The 16,987-nt window shown below is 62.0% G+C and carries 17 protein-coding genes and 2 tRNA genes; 10 read left to right on the top strand and 9 right to left on the bottom strand.

What is annotated here, in order from left to right:
- Nucleotides 1-188: 188 nt before the first annotated feature.
- Nucleotides 189-536: a hypothetical protein gene (locus tag EEB12_RS26180; protein ID WP_141488784.1), complete on the bottom strand. Its 348-nt coding sequence runs from the start codon at nucleotides 534-536 to the stop codon at nucleotides 189-191.
- Between the two features lie 1,330 nt (nucleotides 537-1,866).
- Nucleotides 1,867-1,940: transfer RNA gene (locus tag EEB12_RS26175), tRNA-Ile, on the bottom strand.
- Between the two features lie 177 nt (nucleotides 1,941-2,117).
- Here EEB12_RS26175 and EEB12_RS30930 point away from each other — a divergent pair.
- The gene (locus EEB12_RS30930; protein WP_003941659.1) at nucleotides 2,118-2,315 is read left to right on the top strand and encodes a hypothetical protein; all 198 of its coding nucleotides are present in this window, start codon (nucleotides 2,118-2,120) and stop codon (nucleotides 2,313-2,315) included.
- Between the two features lie 131 nt (nucleotides 2,316-2,446).
- Nucleotides 2,447-3,070: an HAD family hydrolase gene (locus EEB12_RS26165; RefSeq protein ID WP_258537396.1), complete on the top strand. Its 624-nt coding sequence runs from the start codon at nucleotides 2,447-2,449 to the stop codon at nucleotides 3,068-3,070.
- 56 nt (nucleotides 3,071-3,126) lie between these two features.
- Here EEB12_RS26165 and EEB12_RS26160 read toward each other — a convergent pair.
- Nucleotides 3,127-3,199, bottom strand: a tRNA-Asn gene (locus EEB12_RS26160).
- A gap of 136 nt (nucleotides 3,200-3,335) precedes the next feature.
- On the opposite strand from EEB12_RS26160, the gene EEB12_RS26155 reads away from it, so the two are divergent.
- Nucleotides 3,336-3,587: a hypothetical protein gene (locus EEB12_RS26155; RefSeq protein WP_003941570.1), complete on the top strand. Its 252-nt coding sequence runs from the start codon at nucleotides 3,336-3,338 to the stop codon at nucleotides 3,585-3,587.
- 1 nt (nucleotide 3,588) lies between these two features.
- Here EEB12_RS26155 and dnaG read toward each other — a convergent pair whose 3' ends face one another.
- Entirely contained in the window at nucleotides 3,589-5,508 is a 1,920-nt protein-coding gene (dnaG, locus tag EEB12_RS26150) for a DNA primase (RefSeq protein WP_003941578.1), read from the bottom strand.
- An 84-nt stretch (nucleotides 5,509-5,592) separates the two neighbouring features.
- Between dnaG and EEB12_RS26145 the strand changes: the two genes are divergently transcribed.
- Nucleotides 5,593-7,131, top strand: coding sequence for a serine/threonine-protein kinase (locus EEB12_RS26145; RefSeq protein WP_410055716.1), 1,539 nt, complete (start codon nucleotides 5,593-5,595; stop codon nucleotides 7,129-7,131).
- Nucleotides 7,132-7,144: 13 nt separating this feature from the next.
- Here the strand turns inward: EEB12_RS26145 and EEB12_RS26140 are convergent, their stop codons facing one another.
- Nucleotides 7,145-8,443 carry a deoxyguanosinetriphosphate triphosphohydrolase gene (locus EEB12_RS26140; RefSeq protein ID WP_021344665.1) on the bottom strand — a complete coding sequence of 433 codons (1,299 nt, stop codon included), beginning with the start codon at nucleotides 8,441-8,443 and terminating at the stop codon, nucleotides 7,145-7,147.
- A gap of 5 nt (nucleotides 8,444-8,448) precedes the next feature.
- The gene (locus tag EEB12_RS26135) at nucleotides 8,449-9,027 is read right to left on the bottom strand and encodes a YdcF family protein (protein WP_128638009.1); all 579 of its coding nucleotides are present in this window, start codon (nucleotides 9,025-9,027) and stop codon (nucleotides 8,449-8,451) included.
- Between the two features lie 180 nt (nucleotides 9,028-9,207).
- Between EEB12_RS26135 and EEB12_RS26130 the strand changes: the two genes are divergently transcribed.
- Both EEB12_RS26130 and EEB12_RS26125 read left to right on the top strand, forming a co-directional pair.
- A complete protein-coding gene (locus EEB12_RS26130; RefSeq protein WP_141488780.1) occupies nucleotides 9,208-11,274 on the top strand; it encodes a TPM domain-containing protein in 2,067 nt (688 codons plus the stop codon).
- Nucleotides 11,275-11,373: 99 nt separating this feature from the next.
- A complete protein-coding gene (locus EEB12_RS26125) occupies nucleotides 11,374-12,111 on the top strand; it encodes a polyprenol monophosphomannose synthase (protein WP_003944487.1) in 738 nt (245 codons plus the stop codon).
- Here EEB12_RS26125 and EEB12_RS26120 read toward each other — a convergent pair.
- Nucleotides 12,086-12,892, bottom strand: coding sequence for a helix-turn-helix domain-containing protein (locus tag EEB12_RS26120; RefSeq protein WP_019748994.1), 807 nt, complete (start codon nucleotides 12,890-12,892; stop codon nucleotides 12,086-12,088). The genes EEB12_RS26125 and EEB12_RS26120 overlap by 26 nt on opposite strands.
- A gap of 137 nt (nucleotides 12,893-13,029) precedes the next feature.
- Here EEB12_RS26120 and EEB12_RS26115 point away from each other — a divergent pair, with 137 nt between their 5' ends.
- Together EEB12_RS26115 and EEB12_RS26110 are read left to right on the top strand one after the other, a co-directional pair.
- Nucleotides 13,030-13,395: a nuclear transport factor 2 family protein gene (locus EEB12_RS26115; RefSeq protein ID WP_024487641.1), complete on the top strand. Its 366-nt coding sequence runs from the start codon at nucleotides 13,030-13,032 to the stop codon at nucleotides 13,393-13,395.
- Nucleotides 13,396-13,443: 48 nt separating this feature from the next.
- On the top strand, nucleotides 13,444-13,905 hold the full coding sequence (locus EEB12_RS26110; protein WP_020969952.1) for a MepB family protein: 462 nt from the start codon (nucleotides 13,444-13,446) through the stop codon (nucleotides 13,903-13,905).
- Here EEB12_RS26110 and EEB12_RS26105 read toward each other — a convergent pair.
- Together EEB12_RS26105 and EEB12_RS26100 are read right to left on the bottom strand one after the other, a co-directional pair.
- On the bottom strand, nucleotides 13,880-14,461 hold the full coding sequence (locus tag EEB12_RS26105; protein WP_029255634.1) for a dihydrofolate reductase family protein: 582 nt from the start codon (nucleotides 14,459-14,461) through the stop codon (nucleotides 13,880-13,882). The two genes, EEB12_RS26110 and EEB12_RS26105, sit on opposite strands and share 26 nt — an antisense overlap.
- Nucleotides 14,462-14,553: 92 nt before the next feature.
- A complete protein-coding gene (locus tag EEB12_RS26100) occupies nucleotides 14,554-15,945 on the bottom strand; it encodes a glycine--tRNA ligase (RefSeq protein WP_003944491.1) in 1,392 nt (463 codons plus the stop codon).
- A gap of 198 nt (nucleotides 15,946-16,143) precedes the next feature.
- Between EEB12_RS26100 and EEB12_RS26095 the strand changes: the two genes are divergently transcribed.
- The gene (locus EEB12_RS26095; protein WP_003944457.1) at nucleotides 16,144-16,527 is read left to right on the top strand and encodes an ArsR/SmtB family transcription factor; all 384 of its coding nucleotides are present in this window, start codon (nucleotides 16,144-16,146) and stop codon (nucleotides 16,525-16,527) included.
- A gap of 11 nt (nucleotides 16,528-16,538) precedes the next feature.
- Nucleotides 16,539-16,970, top strand: a complete 432-nt coding sequence (locus EEB12_RS26090) for a Fur family transcriptional regulator (protein ID WP_029255635.1) — start codon at nucleotides 16,539-16,541, stop codon at nucleotides 16,968-16,970.
- Nucleotides 16,971-16,987: the final 17 nt, after the last annotated feature.

Genomic DNA, 16,987 nt, shown 5'->3' with positions numbered 1-16,987 from the left:
ACTGGACGTCTGGTTCGCCCCTCGCACAACGGAATTCCGGACAGCGACGTATCAACGCCATTCCGTTGGTGACAAATTTTCGTTCGTCTGCGACGGCCGGTCACTTGAAATTCCCCAGAGCTTTCAGTTCAACGTCAAAGATCCTGTGACGCGACTCTGGCCGAGACTTCAACTGGTCTCGTCGTCCCTCAGGTGAAAGGCGTCGAGTCGACATGCACCCCCTCCGAACGCAGCAAATGCTCGGCCGCACGAATCAACAAGGAGAGGGATTCGTACGAGAGTCCCTCGGTCGCACGCATCAGCCTGTCAGACGCCGGAATCGACCGGTCGCCCGGCGCACCCTCGGGTCTCCGCGCAGAAAGCACGGTCGAGAGTTCTCGTTGATTCACCACCTGACCTGTGCTGTTCGCTCGCTCGAACATGGCATTCAGCCGCTGGACGAGTTCCTCACCTTCAGCTGATCGAATAGTGTTGCCGAACAGCCTGTTTCCATGATCGGCTATGACACCAGGCGCGATCGAGTTCTTGATTGTCACAGTACGTTCTCCGTTACGTTGGTCTGTCAGGTTGATCAGGGGTGCGACCGGGAGCAACTCGCAGAGCCTTTATCTGTGCCGCCCAACGGCGTCGCGTCCATCGACAGCAGACCAATCTCCCCCGGCGCCCATCGGCTTCCGGTAGTGCGACCTTGAAGTTGCTGTTAACTTGCAGCTCTTCGTTACACTTTACCAATAGTTGTAACGATTCGACAAGTGTTTTGTTCCGATTGCCCGGTTTTGCGTCCGATCAGGGCAACTACTGAGCTCTCGCGGGCTGCGGATTCTGCGATTCACGAAGCACGGCAAATGGACCTGCAGCAGACAACGACGGCGAGACAGCCCTCGACGGCTTTCGTACCCAATATTTCCCATCACGCCTGATCAGACAACTAAACGTGATCGAGCGCGAAGTCCTCGACGCTGATGACCCAAGTCCGACAGCGCCTTTCAGACAAGGGAAGCGCCCCGCAGTTGCGGGGCCACTTCCGTTTCCAGTCCTCGAGTAGCGTCGTTCTTCGACAGTCGGCTGCCGGTCAGCGCGTCAACGAATGGCGGCGCGCATTGCTCAGCAGTGGAACGGATTTCGACTGTTCACGTTGGCCACGATCTCGTAGCTGCGCATACGATCCCGAGTCGCATTCCTCCCCGAATCGGTACGGAACTTTCAGTCGCCAGTTCTAACGCGTCCAATCGGGCCCCACCTCGCCTGGTTGGGGGCAGCCGAGCCGCGGGGGGTCAGCTCGACTGCCTGCACCTACACCAGACGAAGATGGTTTCGTGCCAGCTATCTGCTAAACCAGCGTGCGTCGACGCTCAGAGGGTCACTGGAACGCATCGTCGTCACCTGTGGGCCGGGCTCGCGCCGGCAGGTACAGACAATTGTTCAGTGACCCCTGAGTTCGATCGTCGAAATCACCTTCGATCGCCGTGCGTAGGTACATCTAGAGCGTGACACTTCGGCTGGTTGAGCACATACGCTGAAATACCTGGATAGGTACCTACTTTTCTTTCGTCTTCCGAGTGGTCGCCATCTCGGTCACGTCCAGAAGCGTTGCACATCCGACACTGTCGGGAAATTGGTCATCTGGATCCGAGACTTTCACCTCATCTGCGATCGACGATCATGATGCGACGATTCCTTGTGTGACCACGAACGCTCGACTCAGACGCAACCGCAGGCGCATTGCCAGGCGATTCAATCCCAACAACGTGTGGGCAACTGTCCTGGTGATTGCACTTTGCGCACTAGTCGCCTTGGCGATCGTCTGCAGCATGATCTTAGACAAAAATCATTGGGGCTGACCCGCGGGCTCACGGCACCTGAACGTGGGGCGGGCGGGGCTCGAACCCGCGACCAATGGATTATGAGTCCACGGCTCTAACCGACTGAGCTACCGCCCCATCCGGATGCGATGCATCGCGGCGAATCCGAATGTTACCGGCACATCCGACGCGGATCACAATCGGGCAGGCGGTGACGCGTTGCACTCTTTCGAGTCGAGTCTTCCAAGGTTGGTCGGCGCAGGAGCGATGAGCCGATACCGTGGGAGTGCACACCCCACGGAACAGGATCACCACATGAAGCTTGCACTGACCGAATTCAAGAACTCGAAGGCCACGATCCGGATCATCATGTCCGACGGCGCGAAGCTGAACGGCACCGTCACCGATTTCACCGAAGACACTCTCGTCCTCAATTCTCCGAATGGTGTCTATTACATCAACCCCAGCCACATCATCCGGCTGTTCGAGCCGTCGGATCGCGCAGCGAAGTAACCACACCCGTCAAACAGTTCGACGGTTCCACCGAAAGCCCGACGCAGACACTTGCGTCGGGCTTTGGTGTATCTGTCGCCAATATCTACGCGTCGCGTTCACGGGTGCTGATGACGCCTATCCTCTCCGACATGGCGAACGACAGCGGACCACCTGAACTCGTGTTGTTCGACCTGGGCGGGGTGCTGTGTCGATTCGAGCCTGAACTTCGCGCCGCAGAACTGGCAGCGGCCATCGGCGTCACTGAAGAAGAGATTCATGCCCTCGTGTTCGCGTCCGGGTTCGACCAGGAATGCGACCTCGGCCTTCACTCCGAAACCGCGATCCTGGAACGCTTTCGACGGCTCGGGTTTCCCGGTGACCGCGACGACCTTCGCCGAGCCTGGGCCAAGGCCTTCATCCCGGACCGCGCAGTCATCGATCTCGCAATCGCGCTTCGAAGCGAGGGCGTCGCGGTCGCCACACTCTCCGACAATGGACCTGTCCTGTTGGCCGCCATCGAAAGTGTTGTAAATCCAGTGGCAATCGACGAGCATGTTTTCTCCTGCATGCTCGGAGCTACCAAACCCGACCCTGCGGCCTTCCTGGCTGCGCTGGAGTTTCTCGATGCGCGTCCACAGCAGACCTTCTTCGTCGACGACAAACCGGTCAACGTCCTCAGCGCTCGACGGCTGGGAATTCGCGGCGAACAAGCAAACAAGGCTGCAGACGTCGAATCGGCACTTCGATCGGTGGGTCTGCTGCAAACGCACTAGCGGCGACGAATACAAGAAAGCCCCCCACCCGATTTCTCAGGTGAGGGGCTTTGCTGCTCCCCCGGCTGGACTCGAACCAGCAACCGTCCGATTAACAGTCGGAAGCTCTGCCAATTGAGCTACAGGGGATTGTCTTGCTCGCTTCGCCCGTTCCGGCGTTGCCTGAGAAACTGTAGCGAATCCTCCACCGAAGTACCAAATCGCCTGCCCAGCGAGTCATCAGGCAGGATGGAGTCAGGACGATCGGTGCTGGAGGGAAGCAGGAATGATGCGTTTGTTGATCGGTGTTGCAGCTGGGTACGTCCTGGGAACCAAAGCGGGCCGCGCACGATACGAGCAGATCAGCCGGGCCGCGAAGGCGGTGGCCACTAGTCCGGCCACCAAGAAGGTGTTGGACGCGTCACGGCAGAAGCTGGCCGACTCACTGAGTACTCAGCCCAAGCTCGAGCCGATGAAGCCGATCAACGAGGAGACCACGATTCTGGTCCCCCACGACCAGTTGAAGAAAAACCGCTAGGTCAGACGCTTTGGTCGCCGACAGCCTGCTCACGCAGCTGTCGGCGATACTGCTCCAGCGCCACGAGGTCTCCGAACAGTGAGTTGTACTCCTCGGGGGCCGCAGCAGGTGAAACGCGCTGAAGCTTGGATTTGAGGTCGGCAACCTGCTCGCCCACCCACGCTTCCTGCAGTCGTGCGAGCACTCCGTTGATGTAGCGCGGAACCGTGTCTTCGTCGCACGGCATCGGTTCGACGGCCAGCTCAGATACAACCGAGGCCACCGTCATGTCCTCGACGCCCTTGGTGACGACTTCGATCCACTCGGCGCCACCGAGCCCCTTGCTCGTTCCACCGGCGTCAGCCATTGCCTGTCTGATGACAACGTAGGCGGGGTGGGTGAATGTCTCGGGAGGCAACGAGTCGAAGACACTGCCGGCGATGCCAGGGTGCTGCAATGCGGCCTTGAGGACAGCTCGCTGCGTCGAGAGCGCCGGATCGTTGGGCCGGGGCCTGGAAATTCCGATCGGCAGCGCGAGCGCATCGGCAGCAGGTGCCTCGACAACCTGACGACGCTTGGGCGCCGGCGAAGATCCGCGCGTCGACGCCCGTTTGCGAGCTTCGTCACGCACTCGTCGTCGAACCGACGGAAGATCGTCCCAACCGACCCATCCGCACAACAGATTCGCGTAGCTGTCGCGCAGAGTTGATTCCTTGATCTGCGCAACGACGGGGACGGTGCGACGCAGTGCCTCGACGCGACCTTCAGCGGTCTCCAGATCGTGTTCGGTGAGGATGGACTTCACCACGAACTCGAACATCGGAGTGCGCCGTGCCACGAGGTCGCGAACGGCGGCGTCACCAGACTTCAGACGCAGATCGCACGGGTCCATTCCGTCGGGCGCGACGGCGACGAACGTCTGCCCGGCCATCTTCTGATCACCCTCGAACGCCTTCATCGCAGCGGCCTGCCCTGCGGCATCACCGTCGAAGGTGTAGATGATCTCACCGCGAAAGTAGCTGTCGTCCATCAGGAGTCGGCGGAGCATCGCGAGGTGCTCCTCACCGAAGGCGGTTCCACACGAAGCGACGGCGGTCTTGACGCCGGCCAAGTGCATCGCCATGACGTCGGTGTAGCCCTCGACGACTACCGCCTGGTGCCCCTTGGCGATGTCGCGCTTGGCGAGGTCCAAGCCGAACAGGACCTGAGACTTCTTGTAGAGGATCGTTTCCGGCGTGTTGACGTACTTACCCGGCATGGTGTCGTCGTCGAAAAGCTTGCGGGCACCGAAGCCGATGACGTCACCGGCGACGCTGCGGATCGGCCACAGAAGACGGCGATGGAACCGGTCGATCGGACCTCGTCGCCCCTCTTTGGACAGCCCGGCTGCTTCGAGTTCCTTGAATTCGAAGCCCTTGGACATCAAGTGTTTTGTGAGAGTGTCCCAACCTTCGGGCGCGTATCCACACCCGAACTGCAGTGCTGCGGCACCGTCGAAGTTTCTCTCGGTGAGGTAGTCGCGAGCCGCCTGGGCATCGGGTTCGCGCAGACGAGCGGCGTAGAACTCCTGAGCCGCCGCGTTTGCCGCGATCAAGCGTGCACGAGTGCCGCGATCGCGCTGAACGGAAGGCCCACCGCCCTCATACGAAATCGTGTAGCTGAGCCGATCCGCCAACTGCTCGACAGCCTCGACAAAGCTGATGTGATCCATCTTCTGCAGGAACGAGTACACGTCCCCGCCCTCACCGCAGCCGAAGCAGTGGTAGAGGCCGTGGTTGGGTCGCACGTGGAACGACGGCGACTTCTCGTCGTGAAAGGGACACAGACCTTTGATCGAATCGCCACCGGCACGCTTGAGTGAAACGTATTCACCGACGATGTCCTCGATGCGAGTGCGTTCGCGAATGGCCGCGATGTCTCTGTCAGAAATTCGGCCCGCCACGTACATCAGTCTAGGCGGTCCCCCGGCACCTCCTGACAACGATATGTTGATGGCCGACTCTGCACCGCAGCGATGGGACCGACGATGACTGAAAACGCCTCGAGCTCGCACGAAGGGCGATCAGGAACCCGATTCGGCGTGTACGAGTTGCGTCGCCTCCTCGGCCGAGGCGGAATGGGTGAAGTGTACGAGGCGTACGACACCTCGAAGGATCGCCTGGTCGCACTCAAGTTGCTCCATCGCGAACTTGCGGCCGACCCGTCATTCCAAGCTCGTTTCCGCCGAGAATCTCGCACCACCGCCGCCTTGAACGAACCGCACGTGATCCCGGTACACGACTGGGGCGAAATCGACGGAGTCCTCTTCATCGACATGCGTTTGGTCGAAGGTCATACGTTGCGCGCCGAGTTGGCCGAATTCGGCCGACTCACGCCTATACGAGCCGTCGACATCGTCTCGCAAATCGCCTCGGCGTTGGACGCCGCACATGCCCGCGGGCTCATCCATCGCGACGTCAAACCAGACAACATCATTCTCACGAACAACGGCTTCGCCTACCTCGTCGACTTCGGAATCGCATACTCACAGACGGACACGAAGATCACCACCGAGGGAAGCGCAGTCGGTTCCTATGCGTACATGGCGCCGGAGCGGTTCAGAATCGAAACGCCGACGGCCGCAGCGGATGTCTATTCCCTGGCTTGTGTCCTCTACCAATCACTTACCGGAACAACACCTTTCAACACCACAAGCATCGAGCATCTGGTCAATTCGCACCTGAACGCTCCGCCGCCACGCCCCACGCTGACGGTTCCATCGCTCCCGCAAGGTTTTGACGCCATCGTGGCTCGCGGCATGGCAAAGGATCCCGCACACCGCTATCCGACTACGGGAGCGCTCGCACTCCAAGCGCAGCAGGCCCTCTCGACGACCGACACCCCCGGCGCCGCCGGCAAATTGCACCCCACGATCGTCGCGCCGCCCATCTACACCACGGCGAATCCCGCTCACGGGAACTACACGCACATCGCGACAAAGACCAAGCGAAACCGAGCCCCGATCGCGATCGGTGCGGCTGGAGTTGCATTCGTTCTGGCCGCAGGAGGCACGGCGGCCTGGGTGATGCGGGGGAACTCGGGACCCGAATCACCCACCACTGCAGCAGCTTCCATCGCCACGTCGGCACCGGCACCCACTCAGGAGCCGGCCAGAACGCCGAAGCTCGAGCCGCTACCCACCGCCGGACTGCAGGCGACCACGACCACCCGGGCGTCGAACCCGGGCGCGAGAAATGGCGACCTCGGGGTCAGCAAGCCGATCACCGTCCCCTCATGCAAAGGAACCGGAATCGTGGTGTTGGCCAATGCCACCGATCCGGCAACGTACGCCAGCGAGATCCAGAACTACCTCGACGCGTTCCCCGGCTCGAAATACCTACGCACAGACCAGTCCTGCCCGTCACTGCGTCAAGTCTCCGATTCGGGGACGGCGATCTACACGGTGTATCGCGAATCCGGGAACACCGAGTCGAAGATCTGCAAGGACGTTCGCGCAGCAGGCGGCGACGCTTACGGCAAGTGGCTCGATACCACTACCGACCCGTCGACGCGGATGACCTGCTGAAGGCGTAAGCGGCTCAGCCCCAGCTGGCCTGCGCGCCCAGGCTCGCTTTGTCCACCCGTTCCAGCCGACTCTCCGTGTACGACGCGATCTGATCCACCACTACCCGGACCCGAGCACCGTCGTCCGCGGCGCGTTCCCACGCGGGCAGCAGGATCGGATCGAGCCCGGCCGGCGCAGTCGCCAGCAGCCATTCCGCGACGCGATGAACACGATCACGCTGCCGATCCTGACGCGCCTTGTGTCCGGCGTCGGACATCACGTAGTACAGCGCCACGGTCTTGAGCAACGCCACCTCGGATGCGACGGCCTCGGGTATGTCGAGGTCGGCTTGATACCGCGAGAGGGGTCGGTCACCGTGTGTCAGCCGGGTGCTGGCGATCGCCGCGGTAGCGAAGCGACCCACCAATTCACTCGTGAGATTCTTCAACGCGACGGAACTTCCGAGTGTGCCGTCGAAACTTCCGACCCCGCGTACGACGGGGAGTTCGGACAACCGTTGAGCGGCGTCGATCAGATCGTCGACTACCAATCCCCGAAACTCGGAGGCCCCCAGTTCTGCCAGTGCGCGCTGCTCGGACGGATCGGCAAGCGAGCGAAGGTCGATACGGCCTGCGATCACCCCGTCCTCCACGTCGTGCACGGAATACGCGATGTCGTCGGCCCAGTCCATGACCTGAGCTTCCAGGCATTGCCGACGCTCGGGCGCCCCGTCTCGAACCCAGGCGAGCACCTCTGCGTCGTCGTCGTATGCCCCGAACTTCGCGCCGGGCTGCGGCCGGGTCCAGGGGTACTTGATGGCTGCGTCGAGTGATGCCCTGGTGAGATTGAGGCCGGCACTCAGACCGTCGGGGCGTAGGATCTTGGGTTCGAGGCTGGTCAATATCCGCAGATTCTGCGCGTTGCCCTCGAAACCTCCGCAGTCCTTGGCGACTTCGTCCAGGGCCTTCTCGCCGTTGTGACCGTACGGCGGGTGCCCGATGTCGTGCGCGAGACCGGCGAGGTCCACCAGGTCCGGATCGCAACCGAGTCCGTCGGCGATCCCTCGCCCGATCTGTGCGACCTCCATCGAGTGCGTCAACCGCGTGCGAGGTGTGTCACCGTCGCGCGGGCCGACAACCTGGGTCTTGTCGGCCAAGCGCCGCAAAGCCGCGGAGTGTTGGACACGCGCCCGATCTCGCGAGAAGTCCGAACGATGCTGCGCCGCTGCGATCTGCGAACCCGGCAACCCCGCACGCTTCGGCGCCTCGACGACACGACGTTCGAGGTCGTGTTCGGAGTAGGTGCCGCCTCCGTAGGTGGTGTGAGCTGTCATGGTCTCTATTGCCCTGCCGTGTAGGGGAAGTCTGCCGAGAAGTGCGTGAGCTGATACCAGAGCAGCGCGCCGGTTTCGCGAGCGATTCCGTGCAACTGGGATTCGCGGGTGAAGACAGCCGGGCCCTGACGAGTAGGTGCGGTCCACGCCTGGAGTCCTGTGTCGCGGGCCATCGTCCGCGTTCGCAAGGAGTGCCACGGGTCACTGACCAGGACAGCGGAATTGATTCCCTGCGAGGACATCTCGGCGCTCACCGCGTCGATACTGAGAAGTGTGTCCGAACCGGTCTCCACTGCGGTGATCGCACTCGACGGAATTCCGCGATCGGTCAGATACATCTTTCCCGACGCCGCTTCGGTGTACTCGTCACCTTCTTGTTTACCGCCGACAGTAATGATCTGCGGCGCCACTCCGCGCTTGTACAGCTTGTACGCCTGCTCGAGTCGGGCCTCGAAGACGGACGACGGAGTGCCGGAATACTGAGCCGCGCCCAGAACGACTATCGCGTCGGCCGGCCGCGTGTCGTCGATGCGCGCCACCTGCCACACCCGGAACGCAGTACCCCCGACCAGAACCACGGCCATCAACACGGCACCGGCGATCAGTCGGCGCGTCCAGCGAGCCAATCCTGCCCCGAAGCCGCCCGCCCGTGAGGGTGATGGGTCGTGGGGGCGGCTACCGAAAGCAGGTTTCACTCCCGCAATTCTGCCAGTTCGCGGCGATCACCTCCGATGCCGACGCGCCACAACGGATAGATTTGCGTCATGGCCCTCGCACCACACTTCTCGCAGTTGTCCTCGGTAGAGCAGAGTCGGACAATCACCCGACCCGTTCGCCGTCGGGGAAGCGCCGCCGCCGTCGCTGCGATTTTCGCTTTGCTGGCGCTCGTCTTCAGTCCTGCGCTCGCCTCGGCAGACGCCCCGATGGTGTTGCCGAATCACATCACCGACACCTCCGGGGTTCTCGACGCCGGGCAACGCAGCGACATACAAGCCGCGATCGATCAACTCAGCGAGGACCACCAGATCGATCTGTGGGTCGCGTTCGTCCCCGATTTCAACAACCTGGGTGGCCAGGCGTGGGCACAGCAGACAGCCACGAAGTCGACGCTGAGTACCAAGTCCGTCCTGCTTGCAGTTGCCACGGCGGAGCGTGCTTACTACCTCGACGTCCCCGCTGAGCTGAGCAACATCACCGATTCCGACATCGAATCGATCAATTCCGATGCGGTGGAACCGGCTCTTGCCGAGGATGATTGGACCGGCGCGGCAATTGCCGCAGCTGGAGCACTCGGCGACGCGAACAACACGAGCGGCGGAATGGGAGTCGGAACACTCCTCATCGCGGGCGGCGCTGTGGTGGTCGGGACGGGCGGCGTGGTCCTGTACTCACGTAAACGCAAGAACGACAAGAACAAGGCAAGCGTCGAAGCCGCGAAGAACATCTCCCCCGACGACATCGCCAGCCTCAACGCACTCCCGCTGCCTACGCTCGACGAACGCGCGAAGGAGATCCTCGTCGAGACGGACAACGCGATCGCCGGCAGCCAGGAGGAGCTCGATCTGGCCCGCAGCGAGTTCGGAGATTCCGCCGTCGCACCCTTCTCGGCAGCATTCGACAAGGCCAAGGCCACCCTCGCCGAAGCCTTCGCGATCAGGCAGCGACTCGACGACGCCATCCCGGAAACTCCCGATCAACGCCGCCAGATGCTGATCGACATCATTTCCTCGTGCGGTCGAGCCGACCAAGAACTCGAAGCTCGCGTCGAGGAGTTCGACGGGCTTCGCGACCTTCTCATCAACGCCCCCGCACGTCTCGATGCGTTGACGCAGAGTGTTGTTTCTCTCAGCGTGCGCTTGCCCGAATCCGAGGCGATTCTGACCAAATTGAAGGATCAGTTCCCCGCGCCGACGCTGGCATCTGTCGTGAACAACGTCACCATGGCCAGCGAACGCCTGACGCTCGCCGAGAAGTCGATCGAGGAAGGCCGCGATGCCACCGCGCTGCCGGCCGGTAAGCAAGGCGCTGCCGTCACCGCGATTCGCACTGCCGAAGCGGCTCTCGATCAGGCACGCAAACTACTCGACGGCGTCGATCACGCCGCCGACGACATCCGAAACGCCATCGCGACTCTTCCGTCCGCGATGGACGACGTCCAGCAGGGCATCACTGCTGCGGACGCTTACCTGGCGCAGGGCGGGCAGAAGTTGGCGGACGCGAAGGCCGCAGCCCAGGCAGCGTTGGCGAATGCTCAGACGTCGAAGGACAGCGATCCGCTGACAGCCTTCAACCAGATCGTCGCGGCCGACGCCCAACTCGACGCACTGCTTGCCGACGCTCAGGAGCAGAAGCAGCAGCTCGAACGTGCACAGCAGCGCCTCGCCCAGGACATTCTGGCCGCACAGGCTCAGGTGACCGCTGCAGGCGACTTCCTCGGAACCAGGCGCGGCGCGATCGGGGCGGAGGCGCGCACTCGCTACGCGGAGGCTCAGCGGCACCTGCAGGCGGCCCAGCAATTGCAGGCTTCGGATCCGTCGAAGGCACTGCAACACGCCCAGGCCGCTACAACCTTGGCGACGCACTCACTTCGCGCCGCGCAGAACGACGTCGACACCTGGGAAGCAAACCAACGACCCCGCGGTGGCGGCGGCGATGCGACGGGAGCGATCCTCGGCGGCATCCTGATCAACAGCATTCTGCGAGGTGGCGGCGGGCCCCGCTCGTACGGCGGACCGAGCAGCAGCGGACGCTCAGGTCGCGGTGGCGGCGGCGGTGGTTTCGGCGGTGGCGGCGGCGGCCGAACCAGTCGAGGCGGCGGCGGCCGGTTCTGACGGATCCCGTCGAGGTAGTAAAATCCCTACTTTGTTCACGACCGCACTCGTCGTACGCTTCATCCGGCAAGTCGGGATCACAGATCATACGAAGGTGTTATGGAAAGCGTCGCCCCGCAGATAACCGTCGTTGTACCTACATACAACGAGCGTGAGAACCTGCCAAAGCTCGTCGATCGCCTCGCCGCGTTGAAGATCCCGAACCTGCACGTCCTCGTGGTGGATGACAACTCCCCCGACGGCACGGGCGAGGTTGCGGACAAGTTGGGTATCGATGGACCCATCCCGGTCGGAGTGCTTCACCGCACGGTCAAGGACGGACTCGGCCGTGCTTACGTCGCGGGCATGAGCCGGGCTCTGGCGGAGAACGCCGACATCGTCATTCAGATGGACGCGGATCTCTCCCATCCGTCCGAAGCGATCCCCGCCATGATCGAGATCCTCACCACGACCGATGCGGCAGTCGTTCTCGGCTCCCGTTACGTCGAAGGCGGCGCAGTTGCCGGCGACTGGCCGTGGCATCGCAAGGCTTTGTCCGCCTGGGCGAACTTCTACGTCAACGCTATTCTGCGACTGCACGTCAAGGATGCAACTGCAGGCTTCAAGGCGTGGCATGCAAAGACCTTGCGCGACATCGACGTCGAATCGGTGCAGAGCAACGGCTACGCGTTCCAGGTCGAGATGAACTACCGAGTTGTTCAGCGCGGCATGAAGATCGCCGAAACGCCAATCCGCTTCGAGGAACGCACCGAAGGTGTCTCCAAGATGAGCCTCTCGGTTCAGTTGGAGTCCGCTCTGGTGCCGTGGAAGCTCAAGTTCGGCAAGAAGTCTCTCTGACCTGCGCGGCTGATCGAAAATAATCGGCGGTCTGCGTGTCCGACGGGTAGAACGACTCAATCGCGATCTCTGCAAGCGTGACGTCGCGCGGCGTACCGAACACGGTGGTGGTGCTGAACATCGCCAATTCGGTATCGCCCGCGCGTACGCGCAACGGAACCAGCAGGGAATTCGCGCGGTCGTCGTGCCAGTCTCCGCCGCTCGGATAGGTGCGCAACTCGTCGAGCAGCGACGCCAACTGCGCATCCGCACTGACCTCCACTTCCCGCGCCAACCTGGCGAGCAGGTGGGTCCGCCACTGCGCGAGGTTCACGATCCGCGGCGCCATGCCCTCGGGATGCAAGCTCAAACGCAATACGTTCACCGGTGGTTCCAGGAGGAATTCAGCGGCCCCCTCGGTCAGGATTCTCACGGCCTGGTTCCCGGCGATCATCTCCCATTGCTGATCGACCACCACGGCCGGATAAGGGTCATGCGCGTCGATGATGCGATCGATGGCCTCGCTCACCGCTGACATCGGCGCTTCCGCCAACGATTTTTGCGAGTACTCCGGCGAGTGGCCACTTGCCAGCAGAAGCGTATTCTGTTGCCGTAGAGGAACATCCAGGCATTCGGACAGGTGAAGGATCATGTCCCGGCTGGGTTTGGAGCGGCCGGTTTCGATGAAGCTCAGGTGCCTGGTCGACACTCCTGCCGCTGCCGAGAGGCCCAACTGAGTGAGCCTTCGCCGCTCCCGCCACCGCTTGAGTTCGGTGCCAACGTCCATCGTCTCGAAGGTCATTCTTTCAAGTTAGCGACCCGAGGTAGCCGAGACCATGACCTCGGAGGTAATCGACCCGAAGCAGTTTCGGAGGAACAGTGGTCTCAGCCGGCGAGACCGCCGGATGTTCACCACCGGAACTGATCAAGGGAGCGACCATGAGCGACTTCGACGCAATCGCCGACGCCTATATCGACATGTGGAACGAAACAGATACCACCGCCCGTAGAGCACGGATCGAGCAATTGTTCGCACCCGGCGGCCGCTACACCGATCCGCTCGCGGACGTCACCGGACACGATCAGATCGACGCGATGATCAACGCTGTGCAGCAACAATTTCCGGGCATGCACTTCACCCTCATCGGGCCGGTGGACGCGCACCACCGACAGGCTCGATTCGGTTGGGCTCTCGGCCCGGCGGGGGCCGAGTCACTGATCGACGGGTTCGACGTACTCGAACGCGACGACGACGGCCGGGTGACGCTTGTCCTCGGGTTTCTCGACAAGGTACCTACGGCCTGAATCGGGACTACCACCGACAGCGTTCGCCACGAAGGCTGTCGGTGGTCCGTGGCATCATCGTTGCCGATGAACGCCGACGGATTTACCTGGTCCACACCGATTCCCGAGTCCGAGGGTGCTGAGTACGGCGCTCACACGCTGACCGTCAACGGCCTTCCCTCCGTCTATCGATCCGCCAAGACGACGCCGACCAAGCTCGGTCAGTTCGTCACGCTGTGGCGCCGTTCCGAGGCCGGGCCCATCCGCCCCTTCGACACCAGCGACGGCGTCGCGCTGTTTGTGGTGAAGGTCTACGACGAAGAACATCTGGGTCACTTCGTCTTTCCCACCGAAACCCTCGTCGAACACGACATCGTGTCGACGAACTTCTCGGGCGGCAAGCGCGCTATCCGGGTCTATCCGCCCTGGGTCACGCCGACCAGTGTGCAAGCCGTCAGAACCCAGCGTTGGCAGAAGCAGCATTTCGGCGAGTTCCCTGATGTATTCAACTCACCTGATACGTCGCGATGATGACGCCTGTTGTCGTAGGAACACTTTCGGTGAGGGTGAACTGAGCGAGCGCAGCACCGTCGGGGAACAATCTGCGCCCGGTTCCGAGAACCAGCGGATGAATCAGCAGAGTGTAGGTGTCGACGAGACGCCGTTCGGCCAATGACGTGATCAGGTCGCCACTGCCCAGAACCACCAGATCCGGGCCATCGCTTTCCTTCAGCGCGGCGACCGCGTCGGCGGCATCGCCTTTCAACACAGTCGAGTTCTTCCACGGCAGCGGTTCACCCAAAGTTCTTGACGCGACGTACTTCTGCGTGTTGTCGAGCACCTCGGTGAACGGATTGTCGGTCTGAAACGGCCAGTAGGAGGCGAAGTTCTCGTAGGTTCGGCGGCCGAAGAGCAACTCCGATTTCTTCGCCATGCCCTCCCCCATTTTCTGTGCCATGACGGAATCGTTGAAGGGTGCCGCCCATCCACCGTGCTCGAATCCGCCACGACGGTCTTCGTCCGGCCCACCAGGTGCCTGCATGACACCGTCGAGAGTCACGCTGTTGGTCACGCTGAGTTTTCTCATAACTTCGATCCTGCGCCTGAAGATCCACCATGGAAAGAGAAAACGGGCGGTCCTTCTCGAATGAGAAGAACCGCCCGTCAGCTTCGAACGAATCAGGAACCGATCAGCCGCGCAGCCAGGTAGCTTTCCACCTGATCGAGGGCGACGCGTTCCTGCGCCATGGAGTCACGCTCACGCACCGTCACAGCCTGATCTTCGAGAGTGTCGAAGTCGACCGTGATGCAGAACGGTGTGCCGATCTCGTCCTGGCGACGGTAACGACGACCGATGGCACCGGCGTCGTCGAACTCGACGTTCCAGTTCTGACGCAACTGCGCCGCAAGATCTTTTGCCTTCGGCGTCAGATCCGCATTGCGCGAGAGCGGCAGCACTGCGGCCTTGACGGGAGCGAGTCGACGATCCAGTCGCAGCACCGTGCGCTTGTCGACGCCGCCCTTGGAGTTGGGTGCCTCGTCCTCGGTGTACGCGTCGACCAGGAAGGCCATCAGCGAACGCGTGAGACCTGCCGCCGGCTCGATGACGTACGGGGTGTACCGCTCACCCGTCGTCTGGTCGTAGTAGTTCAGCTCGGTGCCCGAGTGCTTGGAGTGCGTCGAGAGATCGAAGTCGGTACGGTTCGCGATACCTTCGAGCTCGCCCCATTCGCTGCCCTGGAAGTGGAAGCGGTACTCGATGTCGGTCGTGCCCTTCGAGTAATGCGAAAGCTTTTCCGGCGCATGCTCGTACAGCCGCAGGTTGTCCTTGTTGATGCCGAGGCCGGTGTACCAGTCCAGGCGGTAGTCGATCCAGTACTGATGCCACTGCTCGTCCTCGCCCGGCTTGACGAAGAATTCCATCTCCATCTGCTCGAACTCGCGGGTGCGGAAGATGAAGTTGCCCGGGGTGATCTCGTTACGGAAGCTCTTGCCGATCTGACCGATGCCGAACGGCGGCTTCTTACGCGAGGTGGTCAGCACGTTGGCGAAGTTGACGAAGATGCCCTGTGCGGTCTCGGGGCGAAGGTAGTGCATGCCCTCTTCGCTCTCGACAGGGCCGAGGTACGTCTTGAGCATCATGTTGAAGTCGCGCGGCTCGGTCCACTGGCCGACGGTGCCGCAATCGGGGCAACCGATGACATCCATCGAGACGTCGTCCGGGTTGTCGAGCTTCTTCTTCTCCGCGTACGCCTCCTGCAGGTGATCCTGACGGTGACGCTTGTGACAGTTGAGGCACTCGACGAGCGGGTCGTTGAAGACACCGACGTGACCGGATGCGACCCACACCTCGCGGGGCAGGATCACCGAGGAGTCGAGGCCGACGACGTCCTCGCGGCTGGTGACCATGTTGCGCCACCACTGACGCTTGATGTTCTCCTTGAGCTCGACACCCAATGGGCCGTAGTCCCATGCGGACTTGGTACCGCCGTAGATCTCACCGCACGGGTAGACCAGGCCTCGCCGCTTGGCGAGATTGACAACGGCTTCGATCTTGGACTTGGGTGCCACTCGATTGCTCTCCATCTGGGTAATAGATGCATGATTTTCGTGCGCTTTTCGCACCATCAGCCTATCTGGCGGCTGCCACGCACTTCCGTCCAAGGTTGACATGCATACTTGTGCATATCAAAATGAAAGTGATTTGCAATAATGTGGTGAGATGGCTATGCCCGGACATCATGATCTACCCCTCGAAGGAGCCTCGCTGTGAGCATTGCGGATACCGGCGATCTCCACAAAAGCCATGATCATTCCGACCTCGGACACACGCACGACCCGTTCGAAGCCGCACCCCCCGCGCCCGTGCCGCCCAAGGAAACTTTGGCGGCCGCCGGCGAAATTCTGCGGGCGCTGGCTGCACCCGTTCGCATCGCGATCGTGCTTCAGCTCCACGAGTCGGAGCGTTGCGTTCACGAACTCGTCGGCGCTCTCGGCGTCACTCAGCCACTCATCAGCCAGCATTTGCGCGTTCTCAAAGCAGCGGGCGTCGTCCGCGGCGAACGCAACGGACGAGAAGTTCTCTATCGACTCGTCGACGATCACCTCGCACACATCGTCGTCGACGCTGTCGCCCACGCCGAAGAAGGATGAGATTCCACCGCATGAACACCCCGGGCAGTACGACCTCGAAACGTGGACCGGCCACCGTCGGCGTTCGTTCCACGAAACAGCGCAGCGCCATCTCCGCCCTGCTCGACGACATCGACGAATTCAAGTCGGCACAGGAACTGCACGACGAACTGCGCAAGCGCGGTGAAGGCATCGGCCTGACCACCGTCTACCGCACGCTGCAGGCACTGTCCGACGCCGGAACCATCGACGTCCTGCGCACCGACACAGGTGAGTCCGTCTACCGACGCTGCTCCTCCGGACACCACCATCACCTGGTGTGCCGCAACTGCGGATTCACCGTCGAGGTCGAGGGCCCGACGGTCGAGCAGTGGTCACAGACCATCGCCGAGGACAACGGTTTCACCGAAGTGAGTCACACCGTCGAGATCTTCGGCACCTGCCGCGACTGCGCCGCCGGCTGACAGCTGACAGCTGACAG

It is taken from the genome of Rhodococcus sp. WS1 (assembly GCF_003797745.1).
Taxonomy (GTDB): Bacteria; Actinomycetota; Actinomycetes; order Mycobacteriales; family Mycobacteriaceae; genus Rhodococcus_F; species Rhodococcus_F erythropolis.
Note: the sequence above shows the minus strand (reverse complement) of the source record. Positions and strands in the feature narration are given on the sequence as shown.